Below are 24560 nucleotides of genomic sequence, written 5' to 3'. Positions count from 1 at the left end.
ACGTTATTTAAGCAAAAACCTTAGCATAAAACAAATCGGGGCTGACGCCCCGATAAGATTTATTTTTCAGCGATTAAAAACGCAGCCCGGGCGATAGTTGCTCTGGCATCACCACTTGCTCTAGCTCAACCGACGCGACCGGATAAGCACAGTAATCAGCGGCATAGTAGGCACTGGCTCTGTGGTTACCACTGGCACCTATGCCACCAAAAGGCGCTGCCGAGCTGGCACCGGTAATAGGCCGGTTCCAGTTAACAATACCGGCGCGGATACGGCGGAAAAAATGCTGGTACAGCTCAGCACTGTCGCTAAGCAATCCGGCTGACAAGCCAAAGGCGGTACTGTTAGCGGCATCGATGGCCTGATCAAAGTCAGTAAAACGAAACACCTTTAGCAGTGGGCCAAAATGCTCGTCGTCCGGGAAATCGGTAACAGCAGAACATTCAATGATACCCGGCGTAACCAAGGCGGTATTTTCATCCAGATGACGCATTTCCAGCAGCACCTTGCCACCGAGCTCTACCAACTGCTGCTGCACCGCCAGCATACCTTTAGCTGCAGCGACTGAAATCATTGAGCCCATAAACGGCTGCTCTGTTGCATCGTAAACACCAACACTGATGTTGCGGCTCACTTCAAGCAAACGCGCCAGAATAGCATCACCCTGCGCCCCCACCGGTAAAAATAATTTACGGGCACAGGTACAGCGCTGGCCGGCAGAGATAAACGCCGACTGAATAATATCGTGCACTGTGGCATCAATATTACTAACATCCTGCACAATCAGTGGGTTATTGCCGCCCATCTCCAATGCCAGAATCTTATCCGGCCGGCCGGCAAACTGCTGATGTAAATAATGACCGGTACGCGAGCTGCCGGTAAAGAAAATGCCGTCAATACCCTCGTGCGCCGCTATGGCTTTACCGGTATCCACTTCGCCTTGCAACAGGCTTAATACGCCTGCGGGCAAGCCAGCTTGTTGCCACAGTTTTACGGTATCTTCTGCCACCTTTGGTGTTAACTCTGAAGGTTTAAACACCACCGCATTCCCCGCCAGCAAGGCCGGCACTATATGGCCATTGGGCAAATGGCCGGGAAAGTTATAAGGCCCAAACACCGCTACCACGCCATGTGGTTTGTGCCGGATAAAAGCCCGGCCTTGTGGCATCGGGTTTTCTTTCGTACCGGTACGCTCCTGATAGGCGCGCACTGAAATATCAATTTTGCCAATCATCGCGCCCACTTCGGTGCGGGCTTCCCATAATGCCTTGCCGGTTTCTTCGGCAATCGACAATGCCATGGCTTCTTTGTGTGTGGTTAACAGCTCTGCGAAGGTTTTAACTATCGCAACCCGCGCGTCAAAGCTTTGTCCAGCCCAGTCATATTGCGCTTTACGCGCAGCCACTATAGCCTGATCAACCTGCTCGGCCGTAGCGGCCTGGCCTTGCCAAATCAGCGAGTTTTTCGCCGGATCCAATGATTGAAACGCCTTACCGGCGCCCTGTACCCAATCACCGTTAATAAACTGCTCTGCGTGCTTCATGCTACTCCCCTGCTTAATATGGGCCTTTAGATGCGGGTAACTCTGACCCAATCACCGTTGTTAACGTGCAGCGCTGCTGCAACGTCTGCACCAATGGTTACCTGCTCACTGTGTTCATTTACCTGCAATAGCTGCCAGGTAGCGCGAAAATCAGCCAGCTTTGTATTGCTGATTAAATAAGGCTGGCCGTCCTTACTCTGGCCAATCTGCACCTGCAAACGCCGGCTGTTGCGCACCGAGCGGATATGCTCTACCCGGGCTTCCACTGTCGGGCCAGCATCAAAAATATCGACATAACCGCGGTTAGAAAACCCCTCAGATTGCAATAATGCCAGTGCAGGTTTGGTTTTGTCGTGCACCTTACCGATAACGGCCTGTGCCTGTCTACTCAGCAGACTGACATAAATCGGATACTTTGGCATTAATTCAGCGATAAACACTTTTTGGCCGATACCGGTTAAATAGTCGGCGGTGGGAAAATCGACTGAAAAAAAGTGTTCCTGCAACCACTGCCAAAACGGCGAGCTGCCATCGGAGTTTGACACACCGCGCATTTCCGCAATCACTCTGTCGGCAAAGCGCTGTGGAAACTCCGCCATAAACAAAAACCGCATCTTAGATAACAAACGGCCGTTGTTTTTTTCGCGCCGGCTTTCGCGTAAAAACAAAGTGCATAGCTCGCTGACACCAGTGTAGTCGTTGCATAAGGTTAAAATATCAACCGTTTTGTACACGCCAAGCGAGCGCGAGCTGTGTACCACCTTACCCAGGTGGTAATGATAAAAAGCGTCATCCAGCCCCACTGCAGCTTCCAGCGCACTGGTACCACACACTTCTCCGGTGTCGGTATCTTCCAGCACAAACAAATAGCCTTCATCGCCGGGCTGGCTTACCGCCTTACTGAACGAGTGTTCCGAGCGACTGATCTTACGCATCAGCAGTTCGTCGTTTACCGGCAGTGAGGTAAAACCGTGGCCGGACTCTACCGCAATATCATACAGCGCCGGGTAATCATCCGCACGGATTGGGCGAATCACCATCATCGTCGCTTACTCCAGTTTTGCTTTATAGTTTTCGGGGCCCAAGGGCCCCATGCTTCATTTTTGTGCAGTCTTAGCGCTGCCTGAAAATGTTAGTCAGCCGGTTACCACCTGTTTAACCGCCTGTTCAAATCGCTGCATACCTTCACTGATATCTTCAGGCGTGATCACCAGTGACGGCGCAAACCTGATTACATCCGGCCCGGCCACCAGCGCCATAACGCCATGCTCTGCAGCGGCTAAAAAGAAGTCACGCGAGCGGCCTTTATAGGTATCGTTTAATACCGCGCCCAGCAACATACCCTGGCCACGCACTTCACTAAATACCTGATATTTTTCATTAATCGCATTTAGCGCATGGCGGAATAATTGCTCGTTGCTAACAACCTGCTGCATAACTGCAGGTTGATTAACGGTATCCAACACCGCCTCAGCCACCGCGCACGCCAGCGGGTTGCCGCCATAAGTGCTACCGTGGGTGCCTACTTTCAGGTGACTGGCAATCTCTGTGGTCGTCAGCATAGCACCAATTGGGAAACCGCCACCCAGTGACTTGGCGGTAGTCAGAATGTCCGGTGTTACGCCATAATGCATATAGGCATACAGTTTACCGGTACGGCCAACGCCGGTTTGCACTTCGTCCATCACCAGCAGTGCATTATGCTGGTTACACAGCTCACGCACCCCTTGTAAAAAATCGGCTGTTGCCGGAATAATACCGCCCTCGCCCTGAATTGGCTCTAATACTACGGCACAGGTGTTGTCAGAGATTAACGCTTTGACACTGTCCAGGTTGTTAAATTCAGCATGCAACACGGCACCCGGCTTAGGACCAAAACCATCAGAATAGGCGGCTTGTCCACCCACAGTGACAGTGAAGAACGTACGGCCATGAAAGCTTTTACCAAACGAGATAATCTGATCTTTGTGCGCACCAAACTTATCCAGCGCCCAACGCCGCGCCAGTTTAAACGCTGCTTCGTTAGCCTCTGCACCGGAGTTGGCAAAGTACACTTTGTCGGCAAAGGTGTTATCGACCAGTTTTTTTGCCAAGCGCAGCGCCGGCTCGTTGGTCATAACATTGCTTAAATGCCACAGTTTGTCGGCTTGCTGCTTTAATGCATTAACCAGTGCCGGGTGACAATGGCCTAAGCTGCTTACGGCAATACCACCGGCAAAATCGACATATTCGCGGCCTTGCTGGTCCCAAACTCGTGAGCCCTCACCCTTTACAGGAATAATGCCGGCAGGGGCGTAGTTAGGTACCATAACTTCATCAAATAACGCACGATTGATTTGCGACTGGCCGCTCATGTTCAGTTCCTCATCTTGTTCAGGGTGTCGCTGTGTTTTCAGCGATCGGATTAGACAGTTGTGCCTTAATTGGCAGGCATTATTGCAGATTTAATCGGCCTTGTCTTGCCTGCCAATATCGCTAAAAGTCAGAAAATACAAGGGCTGCAGATAGATTTGCAGCCTAACTGAATAACTAAGCAACAACAGGCCTCAGGCGGACACGAACATTAGCAGAGGTTGCCGCGACGCCACAGGCAGTGGCTACAGATTGCCGCCACAGCGCGCCCGTCGCTGCGGCTTGCATGTTTATGGTGCTATTTTTTTACTAAATATCGACGCCAAGCCGCTTCAGGTTGGTCTTATGCAGCAATTCAATGCTGTCGTGGCTTAACTGTACCTGAGCCAGCCAGCTTTGCGCTTGTGCTTCCGTCACCTGCTGACGTTTTTTCAACTCCTGCCACTGCACATAGGTTTGTGCCTGTTGCACCAGTCGTGCCAACGGACTACTACCGGCAAAGCCCACACCTTCCGCCAACTGATCTAACGTCTGGCATAGCGGTAAACTTTGTAATTGCCAGCGTGAGGTAATATCGGCACTGAGCTCGGCGGCAAATTCAGACAGGCTGGACGCTAAAAAACTGGCATCCGGTGTTAACCCATCCAGTACATCTGTCAATTGTGTATTACGGCTTTCCCGCGCTTGTAACAGCTGCTGTTGGCGCACCTGTTGATAGGTGCGCAGATAATTGCGGCAAACCACCATATGGCCGAGGGTATGAAATAAACCAACACAAAAAGCATTGTACGGATGCTCCGCACTATGCTCGGCCAACTGTTTGGCTGCAATGGCGACAGCTAAAGAGTAGTCCCACAGCTGGCCTTTGAGTGCAGTAAAAGGATCGGTGGAATGCGGTAACATACGCCGCAAGGCGTACACTGGCAAAATAAGCTGTAAACTTTCTACACCAAGATAGCGCAGCGCCGTTTTAATATCTTTTACCATGGCCCCCGAGGCAGTGCGATTGCGATATTGTGGTTGATTAACCAGCCGCAATAAGTCCTCTACCAACCAGGGCACGGCTGATATCAGCGGGTCCAGCTTGTTAACGGTGACGACCTTCGCACTTAACACATCCAGGATCTGATAAAAACTGCGACCCGGATCAAACAAAGACGCTGTGACCTGATCAATATTATGCAAGCGGCGCAGCAGCTCGTCGGCAACCTCGTCATGCAAATGTGCCTGGGCAAACTCGGCAAACTGTGCCTTCGCCTGGGCACCGGCAAGGCGTAATTGCTGCGCTCTGGCTTCAACTTCCAGCAAAGTACGCCCCGAGTCGGCATGGCCGGCACGAATTTGATAACCCAACCTTTTGTTGTCTGGGTTAACGCCTACCAACAGATCAAAGAAACGCTGCGTCAGGTTTTCTGCAGCTGGCGCCGGGAGAGTCATCACGTATTCTTACTTCCGTTACGGTTATTCTCGGTAAGCGCATACTGCGATGGGCTCACCATTGAGTCAAGTGTTAGCAAGATTGGGGGCTAAGGCTAAGAAAATTGGCCAATAATTGCTTACCTTGCTGGCTTAAAATTGCCTCTGGGTGAAACTGTACTCCATGCACCGGCAGTGTGCTATGCCGCAGCCCCATCACTTCGTGCGGTTGTTGGCCAGCGTCGACTGTCCAGGCTGTTTCTTCCAGCTCGGCAGATAAACTCTGACGCTCGACAACTAACGAGTGGTAGCGGGTGACATCAAGCGGATTAGCCAGGCCGGTAAACACCGACTGATTATTATGCATAATCAGTGAGTTTTTGCCATGCATCACCTGTTGTGCGCGCACCACTTTAGCCCCAAACACCTGGGCAATGGCCTGATGCCCCAAACACACGCCCAGAATAGGCAGTGTCGTAGCAAAATGCTCGATCGCTTTTAGAGAAATGCCAGCATCATCCGGACTTTTCGGCCCGGGAGAGATCACCAGATACGCCGGCGCCAGCGCGCGAATTTGCGCCAGGCTGATATCGTCATTACGCCGCACCATCACCTGCTGCCCTAATGCAGCAAAGTACTGCATCAGGTTGTAGGTAAAGGAGTCGTAGTTATCTATAAGCAGTAACATTTAGCGCTGCAGCCTTAGTGTATTACGGCGTCACAAAGCCCACGGCATCATTAACTTTGGCCAGCGTCACCGCAGCACGGGCACGGGCTTTTTCAGCGCCGTCACGCATAACGGCGTTTAATGTTGTTTGATCAGCCCGTAGTTCGGTAAAGGTTTTTTGTACCGGCTCCAGTAAAGTAATAACTGCATCGGCAACGTCACCTTTTAAATGGCCATACATTTTGCCTTCGTACTCGGCTTCCAATGCCGCGATAGTTTTACCGGTAACGCCACTTAAAATGCTTAACAGGTTAGCCACGCCGGGTTTAGTGTCCAGATCAAAACGTACCCGTGGCGGGTCTTCGGAGTCTGTCATTGCCTTCTTAAATTTTTTGCTGATCATCTTCGGATCTTCAAGCAAGCCGACAAAGTTCCACGGGTTCTCGTCTGACTTTGACATCTTCTTCGTCGGGTCTTGCAAACTCATCACCCGCGCCGCCACAGGTGGAATAAAAGGCTCAGGCACCGTGAAAATATCACCGTGCAGTGCGTTAAAGCGCATCGCGACATCGCGGGCCAATTCCAAATGTTGTTTCTGATCGTGCCCTACCGGGATTTGGTTAGCCTGATACAGCAGAATGTCGGCCGCCATTAACACCGGATAAGTAAACAGGCCGGCATTAACATTATTGTTGTGCCGCTCAGACTTATCTTTAAACTGTGTCATGCGGCTGAGTTCACCAAACTGGGTATAGCAGTTTAGCACCCAGGCCAGTTGGCTGTGCTCGGGCACATGTGATTGCATAAACACGGCTGAACGCTGAGGGTCTATGCCACAGGCCAAATATAATGCCAGGCTGTCCAGCGACGCACTGCGCAGCGCTGCCGGGTCCTGCCGCACGGTAATCGCATGTAAGTCGACAATACAGTACAAGCAATCATAGTCATCCTGCATTTTGTCCCATTGACGCAGCGCCCCCAGATAATTACCGATGGTAAGTTGTCCGGATGGCTGTGCACCACTTAGCACAATTGGCTTATTGCTCATAGTTGTATCCACTTTCAAGGCTGTATTATTAATGATGGCCGGCAGCGGCCGGTTTGAAGAGCAGCATTATAACCATATCAGCGCGCTGCAACAGTAAAAAAGCCGCTTAACGCGGCACTTTTGCCAATTGCTGACGCATCTGTTCAATCACCTCAGCATAATCGGGTGCAGTAAAAATAGCGGAGCCGGCAACAAACATATCTGCACCGGCCTGCGCAATGTCTGCGATGTTATCGACATTGACGCCGCCATCAATTTCCAGCCGGATAGGCAGGCCACTACGGTCGATAATACTGCGTGCAGCAGCCAGTTTATCCAGGGTTGCCGGGATAAACTTCTGACCGCCAAAACCCGGGTTGACTGACATCAGCAAAACGATATCAACTTTATCCAGCACATAGTCCAGATAACTCAGAGGTGTTGCCGGGTTAAAGACCAGCCCCGCCTGACAGCCATGGCTTTTAATCAACTGTAAGGTGCGATCAACATGCCGTGAGGCTTCCGGGTGAAAGGTGATCATAGAGGCACCCGCTTGCGCAAACTGCGGTATCAGCGCATCAACCGGTTCTACCATCAGGTGTACATCAATAGGCGCACTGATGCCATAGTTGCGTAGCGCCTGGCACACCATAGGCCCCATCGTCAGGTTAGGCACATAGTGATTGTCCATCACATCAAAGTGCACTACATCAGCGCCAGCACGCAATACAGCGGCAACATCGTCACCTAAACGGGCAAAATCAGCTGACAGTATTGAAGGTGCAAGCAAATAAGGTTGCATAAAAAAATCCACTCTTGAGCAAAGTACAGACTTTACTGGATCTGACAAAAAAATACACCGGCTGATACCGCAGTTGTAACGCACAAAAAACACGCAATAGCGCACCAATACAGCACATCGCCCAGTACTCATGCACAGAAAAAAAATCTAACTAAATGAAAAATAATGAATAAACCAGATGGCACACATCTTGGAACCCAAGCGACAGGGAACAGAGAAAAGGGCAATTAAAATGATGACAGCAACAAAACGTACCATACTGGCAACAAGCATGGCGATGTTAAGTTTAACGACAGCAACGGCAGCCGCCAACGAGTTGACGCTCAGTGGCGATGTCACTTTTGCGTCAGACTACGCCTTTCGCGGTATTTCACAAACCGAGGAAGCCCCCGCACTGCAAGGTGGCTTGTCACTAAGCTCGGCCTCGGGCTTTTACGTTTCGGTGTGGGGGTCTAATGTTGATTTTCTGGCACAGGGCACACTGGAACTCGATGTTATGCTGGGCTGGAGCGGCGCAATAAACGACGACTGGTCAACCGATGTCGGGATCATGCGTTATGGTTATCCAAATACTGCGATTGCCGGTTCAAATTTCTATGAAGTGTATGGCTCTTTGTCATACCAAGACCTGACCTTTGGTCTAGCTTACAGCGATGATTACTACGCCAATAGTGGCGATTTCTTTTACCTGTACGCAGATTACAGCTACGCGCTAATGGAAAACCTGAGCCTGGACTTACACGTTGGCCAAAACGAGTACGATGACAGCAGCGCCAGTTACCTTGACTGGAGTATCGGACTCAGCACGGAAGTGTTGGGCGCCGCGTTGAGCCTGGCCTACATTGATACCGATATCGACGGTTCCTACCTTGCCGATAGCCGGGTCATTTTCTCGGTTTCAAAAAGCTTCTGATACCGAATCACACGACCGGCGCTGCGCCGGTCGTGTTAGCCCTGCCACAGTGATCTGCCTATTGCTTATAACACTATAAAGCCGGGTGAAACATTTATTGTTGCTGCTTAGAATTTAATCAGCTTGTATCAAGGTACAGAATGTTTTACTATCACACCGTTTTGTAAGAGCAAATGGATTTAACATGAAATTTACCAAGCTGTATAAAGCTGTTTTAATTTCTGCTGGCGTTAGCGCTGGGGCTCTTTATGCTGTGGCACCTACAGTTCTGACAGCGTCACAATGCCATACCCTGAGCGATAGCCATGCCATCGAAGATTGTATCAATGTCAGTCAACAGAGCTGGTACAGTTGGTTTCAGGGAAAAAGCCGCTCAACTCAGTTTCATTTTGTTGATCTGCTGGAGCTGCTAAGCCGATTTAGCCCGGCGCAAAAACCTTAATGTCAGCACAAAAACCTACCTTACTGCAAGTCGTTAAAGCGGTGTTAGGTGCTATGGTGGGGGTTCAGTCAGAGCGGCAGCGCCAGCAAGATTTTACCGCCAGCAGCCCACTGCCTTATATTGTGGTGGGTATTATTTTTACCCTGCTTTTTGTGGCAACACTGCTACTGGTGGTGTCATGGGTGTTGTCATAGCCTGATACACTGCAAACAATTCTGCCACCTTACCCCTGGTAGCGCCCTTTTGACTGATAGAACGCCCCACTTGCAAACTGTGTAGCACCGCTTGCTGATAAATTTTGCGCGTCCAGGTGGTATCGTGATTACTGATCACCACTGTAATACCACGTTGCTGAGCTTTTTCTGCCAGATTAGCTAGTTGCGCCTGATCGTCCAAATCAAAGCCCTGACTGGCATAACTGGTAAAACTGGCGGTTTTACTCAGCGGCACATAAGGTGGATCGCAATAAATCACCGTATCGGCCTGTGCTTGTTGTATCACCTGCTGATAGCTGGTACAGCTAAACCGTGCACGTTGTGCTTTTTCAGCGAAGTAATGCAGTTCCGCTTCCGGAAAATACGGTTTTTTATAACTGCCAAAAGGCACATTGAACTTACCCGACAAGTTATAACGGCATAAACCGTTATAACCATGGCGGTTTAGATACAAAAATAATACCGAGCGTTCATAACTGTCCGTACTCAAATTAAACTGCTGGCGTAGACTTAGGTAAGCATCGCGCTGATTAGTCTGCGCGGTAAATAAGCTTTTTGCATCAGCGATAAAGCTTTGATGCCGGCGTTGCAACAGTTGGTATAGGGCGATCAGATCGGCATTAATATCATTTAACTGATATTGCGGATAATCAGTATTTAAAAACACTGAGCCCGCGCCGACAAAAGGCTCTACCAGGGTACTCGCTGGCGTAAGATGAGATGCAATGGCATTAACCAGGTTATACTTGCCGCCTGCCCACTTTAAAAAGGCGCGGCTCTTTTGCGCGGCGGACATCAGCGTATCATTCCGGCGCACTGTGCAGACTAATCTGCCGCGCCCTGATCTCGGCCTGTACTGCGGACATGCTTTTGATAAAAGGGCCGGTAGCGCGCAGTGCCGCCGGTAACTGTGCCATTGCAGCTTTTGCTGCAGCCACGCTGTCAAAAGGCGCCTGCAGCAACACCAGCTGCATTTTGCCCTGCCAGCTGCGCTGATAACTGAGTACAACCACATCCGGATAGGTTTTTTTAAAACGCTTTAGCGCGGCATCACTGGATAGTACGGCCAACTGCACGGCAGTGGCAGATTTATCCATCTGCAACAAGCTGGCTTCATCGTAAAGATTCTTATCGCTATCTGCAGGCTCAATCTGACCTGGCGACGACGGCGCTATTTCTGCGGCATCAGGCTGAGTATCAACCGGCGCAGTTAGCAAATTGCTGTCTGCTACCTTGTCACTGTCCGCTGACAGCGCAGTGTCACTTTCCAAAATGGTACTGTCGCCGTCAGAGTTAGTGTTGTTACTCACCGGCGCGTCGAGGCTGCGCGGCGCTTGTTCAGCTAAGGTCAACCCCGCCGGCTTAGCAACACCGCTCGCATCGCTGTCTGTTGCCGCAACGGTATCTGTAGCAACAGTCACCTCTGCCACTGCAGCTGCGTGTTCTGCTGAGGGCGGTTGCGCAGCCTGCTGTGCAACCGGCCAGAAGTTATATGCTAATACCAGCAATACTACCGCCAACACACCGCTGATGACTGGCAGTAGCGGTACGCTGGCGTTGGTTTTATCATCGCCAGCCACCTGACGCGGCGGTAGCAACAATAAATGCAAATTGTTATTTGCCCGCGCCAGACGCTCAGCCAGCTCAATACTATTTAACGCTTCATGCTGCAACAACTGAGCTGCATCGGCCGCAGTAACCCGATTCAGCGTCAGTGTCAGGCCAGCGTCTGCCATGCTTTGATCGGAAAAGCAACACAGTATGCAGGGCAATGCTGCCAGCTGTTGTAACAGTTCAACCGGATAACGTCCGGCATCATCAATCACCAGCAGTAGTGGCGTTGTATCAGCAGCTTTAGCCACTTGCTCTGCCAATGAAACATCATCCCGCAGTGATGAAGCAAACCACTGCTGCATCAACTCTGCTGAGGCCTGCTCCGGCGCGATTCTGGCGCTAAGCAAAGCGACATTGTGTTGGCTGGAAAACAATTCAGCCAGCGCCAGTGCTAACGTCGACTTACCACTGCCATCCGCCGCGACGACATCAATGCGCCTTACATCATTAAAAGCCAATTGAAATAATAAGCGCTCCAGCCACTCCCGTTGTGATGGCAACAGATGCTGTAATTGTGACAACCCCGCCTGCAGTGCGCTGGTGTCCATCAGTGGAAAATCCCTATCAGTTCTTGCTCTGTCACATCGTCAACTAATGCGGTCTTACCAAAGGCTGTCGGCAAGACAAAGCGCATCTGACCATTCTGCACTTTTTTATCTGTTTTCATGTAGGGCATAAAATCGTCAATCTGCATTTCTGCTGGCGGCTCTACCGGTAAATTAAATGCCCGCAACAAGCGGCAAATTTGTGCCAATTCAGCTTCACTTAACCAGCCGCGGGCCACTGACACCTTAGCGGCCATGACCATGCCTGCAGCAACAGCCTCGCCGTGCAACCAGTTACCATAGCCGAGCCAGGCTTCTATTGCATGGCCAAAGGTATGTCCCAGATTTAACAGTGCCCTGTCACCCTGCTCGGTTTCATCACGACTGACAATATCAGCTTTCATTTGACAGCAATGGCGGATCATCTGTGCCAGTATAGCGTCGTCCAATTGGTTAATTTGCTGCTGATGCTGTTCCAACCAGCGAAAAAACGTGGCATCAGCTATCAAACCATACTTAATCACCTCAGCCATACCAGCAGCAAACTCGCGCGCGGGTAATGTCGTCAGAACAGCGGTATTAATGACAACCTGCGCCGGCTGTTTAAAGGCACCAATCATATTTTTTCCCAGCGCATGGTTAACTGCGGTTTTACCGCCTACCGACGAATCCACCTGCGATAACAAGGTAGTGGGAATTTGCACAAAAGCCACTCCACGCTGATAACAAGCCGCGACAAAACCGGTCAGATCGCCAATCACGCCGCCTCCCAATGCGACCAGCAGCACATCACGCGACATCTGCTGTTGTAGCAAAAAGCTTAATACCTGTTCAAACGACTGCAGGGTTTTATAGGCTTCGCCATCGGGTAAGAGGAAATGTTGTACTGCACTGTGTGGAAACAACTGGCGCACCGCGTCAAGGTACAGCGGTGCCACCGTAGGGTTAGAAATAACCACCACCTGCTTTTTTTGTGCCAGTGCCGGCGCAAGCAGATCAAAGTTATCGCTGATAGAAATGCTGTAGCTGCGCTCGCCAAGTTGGACGTCAACTTTTTGCATCTGCAGCTCCCCGGTTATGTAAGATCAGAAACCCAGTTGGTCGATAATCTGGCTGGCGACAGCCCGTGCGCTTTGCTCATCAGTACGAATGGTAAAATCAGCAATTTCGGCGTACAGTGGGTTACGTTCCGCAGCCAGTCGCTCTAGCACCTCTTTTGGTGCTTCTTCAGTTTGCAACAATGGCCGGCGCTTGTCACGCTGGGTGCGGGCGACTTGTTTTTCGATCGGCGTTTCCAGATAAACCACGATACCGCGTGCCGATAAGCGATTGCGGGTTTCCTTGCTCAGCACCGAACCACCGCCGGTGGCCAATACTATACCCTGCAACTCTGTCAGATCCTGAATGACATTTTCTTCACGTACGCGAAAGCCCTCTTCACCCTCAAGATCAAAAACCCAGGCAATGTCAGCACCGGTGCGGCGCTCAATTTCCTGATCTGAATCGTAGAATTCTAAGTGAAGCATGTCTGCTAAGTGACGTCCGATTGTGCTTTTACCTGCACCCATCGGGCCAACGAGGAAGATATTACGTTTTTCTGCCATAAGTCGTATTACTAATCAGCTAACTCAGTGAAAAGTTGAATTCAAGGACCAAAAGGCTCCCACGAAAATTTGAAGCGCTGAATTATGTCAGGAATAGCCTTTTGTTGGCAAGCTAATTCTGAAACAGCGCATCGCCGTGACTTACGCCACGGCGATGGCGTCAAGGCTATAAACCGTCAGTGATGATCTTTGGCGTAACAAAGATCAGTAACTCGTTTTTCTCATTGACTTCACGGGTCGACTTAAACAGGTTACCAATGTAAGGAATATCACCAAACAAAGGTACCTTACTGACGGTAGACAACACTTGCTGCTGGTAGATACCACCTAGCACTATAGTTTCGCCATTATCAACCAATACCTGAGTCTGAATTTGTTGGGTATCAATCGCCGTTGCCGGACCTGTCGGTGTTTGCACCGTTTCACCACGGGTATTCTGGGTAATCACCAAATCCAGAATAATCTTATTGTCAGGTGTGATCTGTGGTGTCACCGTCAGGCTCAATACCGCCTTTTTAAACTCAACGGTGGTAGCACCACTAGAGGCGGCCTGCACATAAGGAATTTCAACACCCTGCTCTATCCGGGCTTCCTTCTGGTTAGCGGTGGTAATACGCGGGCTGGCAATAATTTCACCTTTGTTTTCCTGCTCCAGCGCCGACAGTTCCAAATCCAGTAAGGTACCGTCTGCCAAGCGGGCAATATGAAAAGCGATGCTCCCCGCCGGGTTACTGGCCGGTAAATTCACATTCCAGCGATCGTCCAATGATGGAATAACGCCATTGGCAATAGTATTAGCGCCACCAGCAGAACCCGAGGTCCCCTGATTAGAACTGCTGCTGCTTTGCTGATCACTGAAACCCCAACGAATACCCAACTCGTCTGTCACGCTGTCACGCACGGTAACCATACGCGATTCAATCAGTACCTGCCGTACCGGGACATCCAGGCGCTCAATCAACTTACGCACACTTTCAATGTTGGCAGCGGTATCTTTTATTAAGATGGTATTGGTCCGTTCATCGACGTTGACTGAACCACGCGATGATAACAAGGTCGCGTCTTTGTTACTTAGTAACTTGGTAATATCGGCAGCCTTGGCGTAGTTGACTGACAAAAAGTCAGAGAATAACGGCTCCAGATCGGCCACAGTTTGTTTCGCTTCCAACTCACGCGCTTCGCGAGCCGCCAATTCATCTGTTGGCGCCACCATCAGGATGTTGCCTTCCATCCGTTTGTCCAGGCCTTTTACCCGCAGCACGATATCCAGGGCCTGATCCCAAGGCGTACCGTCCAGGCGCAAGGTAATGTTACCGGTAACAGAGTCGCTGGTAACCAGGTTAAAACCGTTGTAATCAGCGATGATCTGCAACACAGTTCGTACCGGAATATCTTGAAAGTTCAGTGATATAGCACGGCCTTTATACTCTTTACCGCCGCCAAGAATACTGCGGTTGGTCGTATCTCGCTCTACATTCAGCGTAAAAATGTTATCGATTTGCTGATAGGTATAGGTAAACTCCGCTGTAGTATCTATAACCAGCCTGGCCGATGCACCCTCTTTAAAGGTTTCAATACCTTTGACGATAGTACCAAAGTCGACTACGTCAAGCTGATACAGCAACTCATCGAGAATGTCAGTATTGTGAAATTCAACTTCCAGCTTACCCAAACGCTCGCTAACATCTACTGCCGCGGTATTATCGCGTAAGAACACCAGCACACGGCCTTCGCCTTTATCACCACGGCGGAAATCTATTGCGTTAACCCGGTTGATATAGGTTGGCTTGACATCAGCTGCCTGGCCTACCGCATCAGAGGTTGGGTTATCTGAAATATGGATATAAAACACATTTCCTCTGACCCGGGTGCGGTAAATTTTCAGGTAATCCAGGAAAATCACCGTTTTGAAGCCATCACCGGAAAATTCAGATGTTATGCGTTTAACACCGGCTTTATCTATCAGGACTTCGTTAAGTTTTTCTTCATAATCCGACTCATCGAAAAACAACTCGATACGTGCCGGCTCATTAAACACCTGAATGCTGGGATCAGCATACAGTTCTTCGTCAAAGATAAACTCGATTTCTGTTTCACCGGTCAACAATGGGTTATACCGCACATCGTACAGTAACGGCACCGCAGCGGCCGGTAATGAAAGTAGCATTAAGGCTGCAAAGCACAGTAAGGTGCGCTGGATTGTGTCAGACATTGTTTTGATTATTTTATCCATGATTTACTCGCATACCTATCAATTACTTGCTACTGATGGGCCATCGGCCATCTGCAACATGGTCGTCCGTTCTTTCCAGCAACCGGCGCCATCTGGGATTAATTCAAGCAACTCAATATGAGTTGGTTCAACGTTAATAACCCGGCCATGGAATAATCCAACGTGATTATTCAGTGTTACCCGGTGCAATGTTTTGTCTGATGCTTCAATTAAAGCCCAGATATTACCTATATCGCCCAGGGTACCGCGCATCTTTAAGTTATCCAGTGCGTATTTTTCCAGTGGCTCCTTTCTGCGCCGTGGGTCAGGGTGTAAACAATCCTGAACCTGTAGGAATTTGTCCTGGATAGCTTCTGGTCTGGGAGCTGAAAATGGGCTGCGTGCATCCTGTGACCGATACGGAATATGCACAAATTCCTGCACTTCCGGCAAAGGCTCTACCCGGGCTCTGGTATTCGCCTTTACTTCAGCAATGTGATTTTGCACATCACTCAGGTCATCAAAACAGCCACTCAGAGCAAATGTTAAGGCGATCAGGGTTATACGCTTTATCATGGCTGCACCTCTTTATACCGGTAGGTTTTGGCCACAACATTAAAACGCAAACGCTCATCGTTTTCGGTTTGAATAGAGAAGTCATGCAAACTGACAATACGTGGCAGTTTTGCCACTTCGCTGACGAAACTACCAAACTGATGGTAGTCGCCTATCACTTCAATCTTAATGGGTAGCTCAGTATAAAACTCTTTCTCGATCTCTGGCTCCCAGTTAATACGGATAAAGGTCAGGCCACTGGTAGTACCAACATAGGTAATGTCATCGAGCAAGCCTGGTGTTTCATGCGTGGTGGGCAGCTGCTTTAACAGAAAAGAGAAGGTTTGCTCCATTTCTACCATTTGCTGCTTGTACAAATCGAGGTTAACCGCAGAGGCGTATTTGGTGCGATATACCTGACGCAGTTGCAGCTCTTTATTTTGCGCAGCAGCTAACTCATCAATCTTACTGTCAACCAGCAAGAAATAACTGACAACAGACACCAACAACGCCAGTAAAAAGGCAAACACCACTTTTGCCGCTGTCGGCCAGGACCCCATGTTTTCGAAATCAAGATCATTAATATCGATTTCAGACAGGTTGATATTCAGGCTCATTTGGCACCTCCATTGGCTGGTGGCGTCGGCGTTTCTGCGCCTTGTACAGCTTCATAACCTTTAACGGTCAGGTGCATTTTAAAGTTGCTAAGCAAACTGACTGAATCTTTACCTGCCTCAATAAACTCCAGATAAGGTGTCGATAACAACTCTGACTCCTCTGCTTCGCGCAGCATGTTCGATAAGCGGTTGTTCGATTCACTTTTGCCAATCAGCAGCAAAGAGGTGCCTTTCTTTTCCAGTTGTGTCAGATACACACCGGCCGGTACAGCCGACGCTATCTCATCCATAATCTGAGTACCCAGATTCCGGCTGCCCTGCAACTGTGAAATCAGCGACATACGCTGCTGCAGACTTTTCTTGGTTTCATTCAAGGTACGGATTTCGGCAATACGCTGATCCAGTACTTTAATTTCATTTTCCAAAAAGCGGTTGCGTTGCATTTGACCGTCAATTCTGGCGCTATAAATCATATTAACAACAAACACTAACAAAAAGCTCAGTATTGCTGTCGCTGTCAGAAGGGTGAGGAACTGCTTCTGCCGTTCTTTGCGCGCTGCATCGCGCCACGGCAACAGGTTTATATATGCCATGACGAAAAACTCCTTAACGCCAGACCACTGGCAACCATTAGCTGTGACGCATGGCGATTTAGCTGGTCACGATCAACAGACGTCGCCACTTCCATGGTTTTAAATGGGTTAGCCACAACCGTATGGATCCCCAACTCGTCAATCAGCAGCTTATCTATACCTTCAATCAGCGCTGTGCCACCAGAAATAATCAGATAATCGACGGCGTCTTTGCCACTACTGGTCAGATACATTTGAATACCACGCCGTACTTGCTGCAGCAACATCGTTTGAAACGGCGCCAATACCTCGAACGTATAGTTCGGTGGTAAATCTCCGGTTACCTTGGCTTGTTCTGCTTCTTCATAGCTTTTGTTGTAATACGACAGAATGCTGCGGGTATACTGATCACCACCAAATACCTGATCACGGGTATACAGGGTTTTCCCGTTTTCGATAATACTGAGCAATGTCATCGTTGCGCCGATATCAACCATCGCCACGACTTTTTTTGCCGCATCATCCGGTAATTGCTTTAAGCACAACTCAGATGCACGGCTTAAGGCATAACTTTCGATATCAACAACCTTGGCGCTAAAGCCACCATTGTCTAACGCTGCTACCCTGGCTTCGATACTCTCAGTACGGGCCGCACTGAGCAGCACATTGACTTTAGACGGATCGGCTTCGTTTACGTCCAGCTTCTCAAAATCAATACTGACTTCATTTAGTGGATAAGGAATAAGGGTGTCTGCCTCAACTTCGATCTGACTTTCAAGTTCAGCATCAGTTAAGGACACATCCATAAAAATGATCTTACTGATCACGGTAGATCCGGAAACAGCGGTAGCGGCAAATTTGACTGAGCGCGGGATCTTTTTACGGATCTTGCTCAACACATTTCCCACTGCCTCAATGTCCTGGATCTCCCGATCAGACATGGCACCTTTAACCATAGGTTCAACGGCAAAGGCTTCAACTTTGCATACGCCGTTGTGCTGACTAAGTAAGACAGCCTTAACGGAGTGTGCACCGACATCGATCCCCACCATCATCGGTGTTTGTTTACTGAACAGGCGATTTATCATAGCTTCCTGCGGCCAATTTATAGTTATGATTATTGTCTCATTGATAGCTTAGTCGCTAATTTTTGGCAAGAAAAAGCGTTTAATCTAAAGCTAATAAATATATACTAGCAGCGTTGTAAAGGAATTGGGAGTATAAATTGGGGTTATTCAGTGTCTTGGGTTAAAAAACTTTTAATTCTCAGTCTGATCATGATCCTGACCGGTATAGCGTCGATCGCTGGGATCTATCTGTATCTGAAAGATGATCTGCCGGATGTCACCACCTTACAGGACGTCAGATTACAAACCCCCATGCAGGTTTTTACCGCCGATGGCGAGCTGATTTCGCAATTTGGTGAAAAACGCCGTATCCCGCTAAAATTGGCAGAAATGCCACCTTTATTAGTACAAGCCTTTTTAGCAGTAGAAGATACAAGGTTTTACGAACATCCCGGCATTGATATTATCGGTATCTTCCGCGCCGCTACCGTAGTGGCATCCTCTGGCGATTTTAGCCAGGGCGCCAGTACCATCACGCAGCAGCTGGCCCGTAACTTCTTTTTAAGCCGGGAAAAAAAATTAATCCGCAAGATCAAAGAGATTTTCCTGGCGTTCCATATCGAGCAATTATTAAGCAAGGAACAAATCCTTGAGCTGTACCTGAATAAAATCGAACTTGGCCAGCGCTCTTTTGGTGTAGGCGCCGCTGCCCAGGTTTATTTCGGTAAGACAGTACACGAGTTAACAGTTGACGAAATTGCTATTATTGCCGGCTTACCTAAAGCGCCCTCAGCACTGAATCCGGTACGTTCAGCCAGCAATGCCCGGGCCCGCCGCAATGTGGTGCTTGGCCGGATGCTGGATACCGGTGTCATTGACAAAGCCAGTTACGATGCGGCTATTGCAGCCCCCATTACCAGCAAATTACATGGCGCTCAAATCACGGCATCGGCACCCTATATTGCCGAAATGGTGCGTCAGGATATGGTAGCCCGTTTCGGTGAAGAAACCGCTTACTCCGATGGCCTGAAAGTTTATACCACTATTAATAGCCAGCAACAGGCCAGCGCCAAGCAAGCCCTGCAGCAAAATTTATATGACTATGACGAGCGTCATGGCTACCGCGGCCCCATCGCGCAGTTGTGGCCGGCCACTTTACAGCAGCCAGCAGACGGCGAGCCGGAGTACGTCGAAGATCAACCTCTGCCGCGTGAAACGATCCTGGCGTATCTGGATAAGCAACAAAGCATTGAAGACTTGCGTCCAGCGGTTGTCACTGCCGTTCAGGCGCAAAGTGCACAACTGATTATTGCTGGCGGTCAGGATATCCGCCTGGAATGGGAAGGCTTAAAATGGGCGCGTGGTTTTATTAATGACGAGCGTCAGGCTGTGGCGCCCAAGACCGCTTTTAGTATTCTGGCACCGGGTATGCATGTGCTGGTGCGCCAGCAAGACGAGCAATGGCGACTGTCGCAGCTACCTCAAGCCAGTAGTGCTATCGTAGCAATAGACCCGAACAATGGTGCTATCCGCTCATTAGTCGGTGGTTATAGTTTTAGCCAAAGTCAGTTTAACCGTGTTACCCAGGCGAAGCGTCAGGTTGGCTCTAACATTAAACCCTTTATTTACTCTGCAGCGCTGGAGCATGGCTATACCCTTGCGTCCATAATGAATGACGCACCAATACATCAATGGGATGACAATGCCGGTATCGCCTGGCGGCCGAAAAACTCACCGGCAGTGTACGATGGTCCAATCCGGGTGCGTGAAGCTTTAGCAAAATCGAAAAACGTGGTGTCAGTTCGCTTACTGCGCGGCATAGGCATAGATAACAGTATCCGTCATTTGCAGCGCTTTGGCTTTGCTGCCAGCGATTTACCGCGCAATGAAACCTTGTCGCTTGGCTCGGCGTCACTGACACCGCTGGAGCTGGTAACCGGTTATGCCGTATTTGCCAACGGTGGTTATCTGGTTACGCCTTACGTAATCGATAAAATTTTGTCGGAAGAAGACGACCTTATCTATCAGCATAATCCGGCCATTGCCTGTAACAACTGTGAGCAAAAAGCGGCAGAACAGCAGCAAACGGATACGATAGAAGCCGATGCTGAAGCTCAGCTCGACCAGTTGTTTAATGCTCTGGCTGAAAATAATGTCGCCGAACCACAGCCTGGCGCCATCGACGAACCCCAAATTAAGCTGGCAGAGCAGGTTATTTCAGAGCAGAACAGTTTTTTAATTGCCGATGCGTTGAAAAGCAGTGTCTGGGGTGGTGGCAGCTGGCAGCATGGCACCGGTTGGAATGGCACAGCCTGGCGCTTGCAACGTTTGAAACGGCGCGATATTTCGGCTAAAACCGGCACCACCAATGACTCTAAAGACACCTGGTTCTCGGGCTTTACACCCGATCTTGCTGTTACAGTTTGGGTGGGATTTGATGATGCCAATCGCAGCCTGGGTCGTGCGCAGTGGCACGCTAATATGGGGCAGCAGCAAAGCGCTGGCGCGGAATCCGGTGCGCGCACAGCGTTGCCGGCCTGGCTCAGTTATATGCAGAACACGATAAGCAGCTTACCTGAACGTCAATCCAACCCGCCGGTCGGGCTGGCATCCGTTAGGATTGATGTGCAAACCGGTTTATTAAGTCGCCACACAGATCACAGCAGCAGCTTTGAGTTTTTTAAAGCCGGCACCGAACCGACGCAGTATGCCAGCGCTGATATTCAGCAGATCAGCTTTGATAGCCGCAGTGAGAAAAAGCCTGAGGATGAACAAGAAGAAGTCGAACTGTTTTGAAAAAGGCCCCGTCAGATAGCGGGGCCTTATCACAGCAGCATATTATATCTGCTGCTCAAACCAGAGTTTAGCCTGGCTCAGCGCTGTCAACACCTGCTGTGGTGCCGTACCACCCAGCGCCGCGCGCTTTTGCAAGCCGGCTTCCAGCTGCAGCGCCGGATACACATCTTCGCCAATCAAACTACTGAACTGTTGTAACTCATTAAGCGATAAGGCTTCCAACGCCAGCTGCTGCTTGACCGCATGCACCACCAGCTCGCCGACCACCTCATGGGCATCACGAAACGGTATACCTTTGCTGACCAGATAATCCGCTAAGTCAGTGGCGTTGCTGTAACCCAACTCTGCCGCCTGGCGGCACTGTGCCTCGTTCACCGCCAAATGCGGCAATACGGTGGCAAGTACCAGCAAAGATTGCTGCCAGGTAGCCATCAGGTCAAAGAAGCCCTGTTTGTCTTCCTGCATATCTTTGTTATATGCCAGCGGCAGGCCTTTCAGTACATGTAAAATCGCTACCAAATGGCCCAGCACCCGACCGGTTTTACCGCGCAACAGCTCAAATACATCGGGGTTTTTCTTTTGCGGCATTAACGATGAGCCGGAGCTTATCGCATCGCCCAGTTTGAAGAAGCCTGCTTCACCGGAGCAGAAGAAAATCACATCTTCAGATAAACGCGATAAATGTGTCATACAAATGCTGGCGTCGGCAGATAGCTCCACCACATAGTCGCGATCTGATACGGCATCCAGGCTGTTTAGCGCGGCGCTGGCAAAACCCAAGCGCTGTGCCAGTTGCACACGGTCCACCGCCACGCCGGTGCCGGCTAAGGCACCACAACCGAGTGGACAAACATCCAGCCGTGTTAAAGCATCATCTAAGCGGCTGACATCGCGTTTAAACATCTCAACATAGGCCAGTGCCCAGTGTGCCACCAGTACCGGCTGCGCGCGTTGCAAATGGGTAAAGCCTGGCATCACTGCAGTACCAGCACGCTCAGCAAAGGTTAGTAAAGCAGCAATGGCACCGAGTAAAGATTGGCGTACGTGTTGTGCCTGCAGTTTGCTCCATAAGCGCAAATCGGTTGCCACTAAATCATTGCGGCTGCGCCCGGTGTGCAGTTTTTTCGCCACAGCCCCCAGTTTGGCCGTTAACTGTGCCTCAACCCAGCTGTGAATATCTTCTTCGTTGGTTTGCAGCGGCAGCTTAGCATCTGCTTCAATTGCCACCGCTAAATCGGCTAAGCCGGCATCGAGCTGCGCGGCTTCATCAACGGTGATAATACCGGCCTGTGCCAGTTGCTGTGCCCAGGCACGCGAGGCCTGAATATCCTGTTGTGCCAGCAGGTAGTCAAAGCTTAGCGAGTCGTTAAACTCGCGAAACTCAGCCAGGGTTGCTTCCTGAAAGCGTCCGCCCCACATCGCCATAATAATTACCCTTTTTGTTGCTGGTGCAGTGCACGGATGCGGCTGGCCAGGCTGTACAAGCGGATAAAGCCGGCGGCATCTTTCTGGTTATACACTTCGTCACCTTCAAAGGTGGCAAAGGCTTCAGAGTACAGTGAGTTCGGCGAGCGGCGTTTAGCCACTGTAACATTACCTTTGTACAGCTTAATCACCACATCACCGGTTAATTGCTCAGCCAACGAAGTGGCTGCTGCCAACAGTGCATCTTTTAATGGCGTAAACCAACGGCCATCGTATACCAGCTGGGCAAACTCCTGGCCGACTTCTTCGCGGTATTTCAGTGAAGTTCTGTCATACACCAGTGCTTCCAGGCCTTTTAACGCCGCCATTAAAATGGTACCGCCCGGTGTTTCATAGCAGCCACGCGATTTCATCCCAACCAAACGGTTTTCGACGATATCAATGCGACCCACACCATGCTCCGAGCCAATTTCGTTTAACAACTCAATCGCCGCCACCGGGGCAACAGCATGGCCGTTAATTTTGCTCAGCTCGCCTTTGTCAAAGCTCAGCTCAACATAAGCCGCATGATCCGGCGCCTGCTCCGGTGATTTGGTCCACATCCACACCTGCTCTGAGGGCTCGCACCAGGGGTTTTCCAGCTCACCGCCTTCGTGCGAGATATGCCACAGGTTGGCATCACGGCTGTAAATTTTGGTGGCAGAAGCCGTAGTCGGTACTTTTTTCTCGGCTAAATAGTCCAGCAGTGACTGGCGGGAGTTGAACTGCCATTCGCGCCAGGGCGCTATCACTGTTAACTGTGGTGCCAGCGCAGCAAAGGCGCCTTCAAAGCGCACCTGATCATTACCCTTACCGGTACAACCATGGCACAAGGCATCGGCGCCCAGCTCCAGCGCTAATTTTACCTGAGCGCGGGCAATCACCGGCCGCGCCATCGACGTGCCCAGCAGATACTGGCCTTCGTACACGGCACCGGTTTTCAGCGTCGGGTAAATCACTTCTTTGACTAACTCTTCGCGTAAATCGACAACATGACAGCTGCTGGCACCGGAGTTAATGGCTTTTTGCTCAACACCGGCCAATTCCTCATCGCCCTGGCCCACGTTGGCGACAAAGGCAATCACTTCGCAGTTATAGTTGTCTTTTAACCACGGCACTATGGCCGAGGTGTCCAGACCGCCGGAATAAGCTAATACGACTTTTTTGATACTCATAGTGTCCTCACGCAAATAAACTGATTAATACGGCATTCTGGGCATGCATGCGGTTTTCCGCCTGCAGTAAAACAAGTGACGCCTCGCTGTCCAGCACCTCACTGGTCACTTCGTGCTCGCGGTGTGCTGGTAAGCAGTGCATAAAGTACTTGACCGCCAGCCGCTGCATCACGGCCGTGTTGATTTGGTACGGCTTAAACACCCGCTCAATAACATCAGGATCGGCTTTATCACCCATCGACAGCCAGGTGTCAGTATAGATAGCATCGGCGCCGGCGGCGGCGGATAAATGCGGGCTTAACTCCAATACCGCACCGGTAGTGGCGGCAATTTTCTGCACATTCAGCAGCACCTGCGCATCCGGTGAAAACCCCTGAGGCGTAACCACGGTCATCTTCATACCGCTCAGCGCAGCGCCTATCATTAGCGAGTGACACACATTATTGCCATCACCGACATAAGCCAGATGTACCTTGTTCAGATCGCCAAAGCGCTCTTTTAACGCCAGTAAATCGGCCAATGCCTGGCAGGGATGATATAAATCACTCAGGGCATTAATCACCGGCTTATGGCTGGCTTGTGCCAGTTGCTCTAAGGTTTGCTGCGAAAACACCCGCGCCACTATGGCATCGGTCCAGCAGGCCAGATTGCGGCCAAAATCGGCGACGGTTTCGCGTTTGCCCATAGCGCCGTTTTGCTGATCCAGATACACACTATGGCCGCCAAGCTTATAAATACCGACATCAAAACTCACGCGGGTACGCAACGACGGTTTTTCAAAAATCAGCGCGATGCTTTTACCCGCCAACGCCTGAGTGTATTGCTGCGGTTGCTGCTTTACCTTCAGGGCTAAATTCAGCAAATCGTTAAGCGTCGCCGGGCTTAATTCAGCCAGACTCAATAATTGGTTTAGTTTACTCATGTTCAACTGACCTGCCGCCATTGCGGCATCCTTGTTTAAG

23 protein-coding genes are annotated in these 24560 nt (G+C 50.2%); 4 read left to right on the top strand and 19 right to left on the bottom strand.

What is annotated here, in order from left to right; genetic code table 11:
• Positions 1 to 73 precede the first annotated feature (73 nt).
• The 7 genes from astD to rpe all read right to left on the bottom strand — a co-directional run bounded on the left by astD (position 74) and on the right by rpe (position 7807).
• Complete coding sequence (astD, locus tag EYB30_RS03330; protein ID WP_166837071.1) at positions 74 to 1543, bottom strand: succinylglutamate-semialdehyde dehydrogenase; 1470 nt, start codon at positions 1541 to 1543, stop codon at positions 74 to 76.
• Positions 1544 to 1569: 26 nt separating this feature from the next.
• Complete coding sequence (gene astA, locus EYB30_RS03325; RefSeq protein WP_166837069.1) at positions 1570 to 2586, bottom strand: arginine N-succinyltransferase; 1017 nt, start codon at positions 2584 to 2586, stop codon at positions 1570 to 1572.
• 93 nt (positions 2587 to 2679) lie between these two features.
• Positions 2680 to 3897 (bottom strand): aspartate aminotransferase family protein, encoded by a 1218-nt coding sequence (locus EYB30_RS03320; protein WP_166837067.1) that lies wholly within the window; start codon positions 3895 to 3897, stop codon positions 2680 to 2682.
• Positions 3898 to 4204: 307 nt separating this feature from the next.
• Positions 4205 to 5332, bottom strand: a complete 1128-nt coding sequence (locus tag EYB30_RS03315) for an HDOD domain-containing protein (RefSeq protein WP_166837658.1) — start codon at positions 5330 to 5332, stop codon at positions 4205 to 4207.
• Between the two features lie 73 nt (positions 5333 to 5405).
• Positions 5406 to 5999 carry an anthranilate synthase component II gene (locus EYB30_RS03310; protein WP_166837065.1) on the bottom strand — a complete coding sequence of 198 codons (594 nt, stop codon included), beginning with the start codon at positions 5997 to 5999 and terminating at the stop codon, positions 5406 to 5408.
• Positions 6000 to 6021: 22 nt separating this feature from the next.
• The gene (gene trpS, locus EYB30_RS03305) at positions 6022 to 7026 is read right to left on the bottom strand and encodes a tryptophan--tRNA ligase (RefSeq protein ID WP_166837063.1); all 1005 of its coding nucleotides are present in this window, start codon (positions 7024 to 7026) and stop codon (positions 6022 to 6024) included.
• 106 nt (positions 7027 to 7132) lie between these two features.
• Positions 7133 to 7807 carry a ribulose-phosphate 3-epimerase gene (rpe, locus tag EYB30_RS03300; protein WP_166837062.1) on the bottom strand — a complete coding sequence of 225 codons (675 nt, stop codon included), beginning with the start codon at positions 7805 to 7807 and terminating at the stop codon, positions 7133 to 7135.
• A 232-nt stretch (positions 7808 to 8039) separates the two neighbouring features.
• Between rpe and EYB30_RS03295 the strand changes: the two genes are divergently transcribed.
• The 3 genes from EYB30_RS03295 to EYB30_RS03285 all read left to right on the top strand — a co-directional run bounded on the left by EYB30_RS03295 (position 8040) and on the right by EYB30_RS03285 (position 9356).
• Positions 8040 to 8720, top strand: a complete 681-nt coding sequence (locus EYB30_RS03295; protein ID WP_241697950.1) for a TorF family putative porin — start codon at positions 8040 to 8042, stop codon at positions 8718 to 8720.
• Positions 8721 to 8904: 184 nt separating this feature from the next.
• Positions 8905 to 9162 carry a hypothetical protein gene (locus tag EYB30_RS03290; protein WP_166837060.1) on the top strand — a complete coding sequence of 86 codons (258 nt, stop codon included), beginning with the start codon at positions 8905 to 8907 and terminating at the stop codon, positions 9160 to 9162.
• Positions 9162 to 9356 carry a DUF2970 domain-containing protein gene (locus EYB30_RS03285; RefSeq protein ID WP_166837058.1) on the top strand — a complete coding sequence of 65 codons (195 nt, stop codon included), beginning with the start codon at positions 9162 to 9164 and terminating at the stop codon, positions 9354 to 9356. The genes EYB30_RS03290 and EYB30_RS03285 overlap by 1 nt, the downstream gene beginning before the upstream one ends.
• On the opposite strand, the gene EYB30_RS03280 is transcribed toward EYB30_RS03285, so the two are convergent.
• The 9 genes from EYB30_RS03280 to EYB30_RS03240 all read right to left on the bottom strand — a co-directional run bounded on the left by EYB30_RS03280 (position 9301) and on the right by EYB30_RS03240 (position 18184).
• Entirely contained in the window at positions 9301 to 10173 is an 873-nt protein-coding gene (locus EYB30_RS03280; RefSeq protein WP_166837056.1) for a Dam family site-specific DNA-(adenine-N6)-methyltransferase, read from the bottom strand. The two genes, EYB30_RS03285 and EYB30_RS03280, sit on opposite strands and share 56 nt — an antisense overlap.
• A 7-nt stretch (positions 10174 to 10180) precedes the next feature.
• Positions 10181 to 11539 carry a hypothetical protein gene (locus tag EYB30_RS03275; RefSeq protein WP_166837054.1) on the bottom strand — a complete coding sequence of 453 codons (1359 nt, stop codon included), beginning with the start codon at positions 11537 to 11539 and terminating at the stop codon, positions 10181 to 10183.
• Complete coding sequence (gene aroB, locus EYB30_RS03270) at positions 11539 to 12597, bottom strand: 3-dehydroquinate synthase (RefSeq protein WP_166837052.1); 1059 nt, start codon at positions 12595 to 12597, stop codon at positions 11539 to 11541. Before aroB ends, EYB30_RS03275 begins: the two co-directional genes overlap by 1 nt.
• A 24-nt stretch (positions 12598 to 12621) precedes the next feature.
• Entirely contained in the window at positions 12622 to 13140 is a 519-nt protein-coding gene (gene aroK, locus EYB30_RS03265; protein ID WP_166837049.1) for a shikimate kinase AroK, read from the bottom strand.
• A gap of 166 nt (positions 13141 to 13306) precedes the next feature.
• Positions 13307 to 15352: a type IV pilus secretin PilQ gene (locus tag EYB30_RS03260; protein WP_241697949.1), complete on the bottom strand. Its 2046-nt coding sequence runs from the start codon at positions 15350 to 15352 to the stop codon at positions 13307 to 13309.
• 39 nt (positions 15353 to 15391) lie between these two features.
• A complete protein-coding gene (locus tag EYB30_RS03255; RefSeq protein ID WP_166837044.1) occupies positions 15392 to 15928 on the bottom strand; it encodes a pilus assembly protein PilP in 537 nt (178 codons plus the stop codon).
• Entirely contained in the window at positions 15925 to 16524 is a 600-nt protein-coding gene (locus EYB30_RS03250) for a type IV pilus inner membrane component PilO (RefSeq protein WP_166837042.1), read from the bottom strand. Before EYB30_RS03250 ends, EYB30_RS03255 begins: the two co-directional genes overlap by 4 nt.
• A complete protein-coding gene (locus EYB30_RS03245; protein ID WP_166837040.1) occupies positions 16521 to 17117 on the bottom strand; it encodes a PilN domain-containing protein in 597 nt (198 codons plus the stop codon). The genes EYB30_RS03250 and EYB30_RS03245 overlap by 4 nt, the downstream gene beginning before the upstream one ends.
• Positions 17105 to 18184: a pilus assembly protein PilM gene (locus EYB30_RS03240; protein WP_166837038.1), complete on the bottom strand. Its 1080-nt coding sequence runs from the start codon at positions 18182 to 18184 to the stop codon at positions 17105 to 17107. Before EYB30_RS03240 ends, EYB30_RS03245 begins: the two co-directional genes overlap by 13 nt.
• 150 nt (positions 18185 to 18334) lie before the next feature.
• On the opposite strand from EYB30_RS03240, the gene EYB30_RS03235 reads away from it, so the two are divergent.
• Positions 18335 to 20959 (top strand): penicillin-binding protein 1A, encoded by a 2625-nt coding sequence (locus tag EYB30_RS03235; RefSeq protein WP_166837036.1) that lies wholly within the window; start codon positions 18335 to 18337, stop codon positions 20957 to 20959.
• A gap of 42 nt (positions 20960 to 21001) precedes the next feature.
• On the opposite strand, the gene argH is transcribed toward EYB30_RS03235, so the two are convergent.
• Genes argH through EYB30_RS03220 form a run of 3 tightly spaced genes read right to left on the bottom strand, consistent with a single transcriptional unit; the run spans position 21002 to position 24520 of the window.
• Positions 21002 to 22384 carry an argininosuccinate lyase gene (argH, locus tag EYB30_RS03230; RefSeq protein ID WP_166837034.1) on the bottom strand — a complete coding sequence of 461 codons (1383 nt, stop codon included), beginning with the start codon at positions 22382 to 22384 and terminating at the stop codon, positions 21002 to 21004.
• Positions 22385 to 22389: 5 nt separating this feature from the next.
• Positions 22390 to 23598: an argininosuccinate synthase gene (locus EYB30_RS03225; RefSeq protein ID WP_166837032.1), complete on the bottom strand. Its 1209-nt coding sequence runs from the start codon at positions 23596 to 23598 to the stop codon at positions 22390 to 22392.
• 7 nt (positions 23599 to 23605) lie between these two features.
• Positions 23606 to 24520: an ornithine carbamoyltransferase gene (locus tag EYB30_RS03220; RefSeq protein WP_166837030.1), complete on the bottom strand. Its 915-nt coding sequence runs from the start codon at positions 24518 to 24520 to the stop codon at positions 23606 to 23608.
• Between the last annotated feature and the right edge of the window lie 40 nt (positions 24521 to 24560).

Origin of the sequence: Rheinheimera pleomorphica, assembly GCF_011634895.1 — a bacterium.
In the GTDB taxonomy this organism is placed as follows: domain Bacteria; phylum Pseudomonadota; class Gammaproteobacteria; order Enterobacterales; family Alteromonadaceae; genus Alishewanella; species Alishewanella pleomorphica.
The sequence above is the reverse complement of the archived record's forward strand: the minus strand, read 5'-3'. Positions and strand labels throughout refer to the sequence as shown.

What these genes read in the sequence shown, in the direction of transcription:
- EYB30_RS03315 (WP_166837658.1), bottom strand. Translation starts at nt 5,332, where the DNA reads ATGACTCTCCCGGCGCCAGCTGCAGAAAACCTGACGCAGCGTTTCTTT.
- EYB30_RS03255 (WP_166837044.1), bottom strand. Translation starts at nt 15,928, where the DNA reads ATGATAAAGCGTATAACCCTGATCGCCTTAACATTTGCTCTGAGTGGC.
- aroB (WP_166837052.1), bottom strand. Translation starts at nt 12,597, where the DNA reads ATGCAAAAAGTTGACGTCCAACTTGGCGAGCGCAGCTACAGCATTTCT.
- astA (WP_166837069.1), bottom strand. Translation starts at nt 2,586, where the DNA reads ATGATGGTGATTCGCCCAATCCGTGCGGATGATTACCCGGCGCTGTAT.
- EYB30_RS03280 (WP_166837056.1), bottom strand. Translation starts at nt 10,173, where the DNA reads ATGTCCGCCGCGCAAAAGAGCCGCGCCTTTTTAAAGTGGGCAGGCGGC.
- EYB30_RS03225 (WP_166837032.1), bottom strand. Translation starts at nt 23,598, where the DNA reads ATGAGTATCAAAAAAGTCGTATTAGCTTATTCCGGCGGTCTGGACACC.
- argH (WP_166837034.1), bottom strand. Translation starts at nt 22,384, where the DNA reads ATGGCGATGTGGGGCGGACGCTTTCAGGAAGCAACCCTGGCTGAGTTT.
- EYB30_RS03290 (WP_166837060.1), top strand. Translation starts at nt 8,905, where the DNA reads ATGAAATTTACCAAGCTGTATAAAGCTGTTTTAATTTCTGCTGGCGTT.
- trpS (WP_166837063.1), bottom strand. Translation starts at nt 7,026, where the DNA reads ATGAGCAATAAGCCAATTGTGCTAAGTGGTGCACAGCCATCCGGACAA.
- astD (WP_166837071.1), bottom strand. Translation starts at nt 1,543, where the DNA reads ATGAAGCACGCAGAGCAGTTTATTAACGGTGATTGGGTACAGGGCGCC.
- EYB30_RS03275 (WP_166837054.1), bottom strand. Translation starts at nt 11,539, where the DNA reads ATGGACACCAGCGCACTGCAGGCGGGGTTGTCACAATTACAGCATCTG.
- aroK (WP_166837049.1), bottom strand. Translation starts at nt 13,140, where the DNA reads ATGGCAGAAAAACGTAATATCTTCCTCGTTGGCCCGATGGGTGCAGGT.
- EYB30_RS03285 (WP_166837058.1), top strand. Translation starts at nt 9,162, where the DNA reads ATGTCAGCACAAAAACCTACCTTACTGCAAGTCGTTAAAGCGGTGTTA.
- EYB30_RS03310 (WP_166837065.1), bottom strand. Translation starts at nt 5,999, where the DNA reads ATGTTACTGCTTATAGATAACTACGACTCCTTTACCTACAACCTGATG.
- EYB30_RS03320 (WP_166837067.1), bottom strand. Translation starts at nt 3,897, where the DNA reads ATGAGCGGCCAGTCGCAAATCAATCGTGCGTTATTTGATGAAGTTATG.
- rpe (WP_166837062.1), bottom strand. Translation starts at nt 7,807, where the DNA reads ATGCAACCTTATTTGCTTGCACCTTCAATACTGTCAGCTGATTTTGCC.
- EYB30_RS03245 (WP_166837040.1), bottom strand. Translation starts at nt 17,117, where the DNA reads ATGGCATATATAAACCTGTTGCCGTGGCGCGATGCAGCGCGCAAAGAA.
- EYB30_RS03220 (WP_166837030.1), bottom strand. Translation starts at nt 24,520, where the DNA reads ATGAGTAAACTAAACCAATTATTGAGTCTGGCTGAATTAAGCCCGGCG.
- EYB30_RS03295 (WP_241697950.1), top strand. Translation starts at nt 8,040, where the DNA reads ATGATGACAGCAACAAAACGTACCATACTGGCAACAAGCATGGCGATG.
- EYB30_RS03250 (WP_166837042.1), bottom strand. Translation starts at nt 16,524, where the DNA reads ATGAGCCTGAATATCAACCTGTCTGAAATCGATATTAATGATCTTGAT.
- EYB30_RS03240 (WP_166837038.1), bottom strand. Translation starts at nt 18,184, where the DNA reads ATGATAAATCGCCTGTTCAGTAAACAAACACCGATGATGGTGGGGATC.
- EYB30_RS03260 (WP_241697949.1), bottom strand. Translation starts at nt 15,352, where the DNA reads ATGTCTGACACAATCCAGCGCACCTTACTGTGCTTTGCAGCCTTAATG.